Origin of the sequence: Vibrio sp. 10N.222.52.B12, assembly GCF_002875385.1 — a bacterium.
Lineage (GTDB): Bacteria > Pseudomonadota > Gammaproteobacteria > Enterobacterales > Vibrionaceae > Vibrio > Vibrio jasicida.
Window position 1 is genome coordinate 500 of the sequence record NZ_MDAW01000078.1, and the last position, 522, is coordinate 1,021.

Genomic DNA, 522 nt, shown 5'->3' on the forward strand with positions numbered 1-522 from the left:
CGTGGTACAGTAGTAACTGGCCGTATCGAACGTGGTATCCTAAACGTAGGTGACGAAGTTGCTATCGTAGGTATCAAAGACACTACTACTACTACATGTACTGGTGTTGAAATGTTCCGTAAGCTTCTAGACGAAGGTCGTGCTGGTGAGAACGTTGGTGCACTTCTACGTGGTACTAAGCGTGACGAAGTTGAACGTGGTCAAGTACTAGCTAAGCCTGGTTCAATCACTCCACACACTAAGTTCGAGTCAGAAGTATACGTACTTTCTAAAGACGAAGGCGGCCGTCATACTCCGTTCTTCAAAGGCTACCGTCCACAGTTCTACTTCCGTACAACTGACGTAACTGGTGATATCTCTCTACCAGAAGGCGTAGAAATGGTAATGCCTGGCGACAACATCCAAATGCAAGTTGAGCTAATCGCTCCTATCGCTATGGATGAAGGCCTACGTTTCGCTATCCGTGAAGGTGGCCGTACTGTAGGTGCTGGTGTTGTTGCTAAGATCTTCGACTAATTCTTA

Annotated in this window: 1 protein-coding gene; it reads left to right on the top strand. The window is 46.7% G+C overall.

The annotated features are described in order from the left end of the window. A partial coding sequence (locus tag BCT11_RS28100) for an EF-Tu/IF-2/RF-3 family GTPase (protein ID WP_241908973.1) occupies positions 1-516 on the top strand: 516 nt, incomplete at its 5' end. Between the last annotated feature and the right edge of the window lie 6 nt (positions 517-522).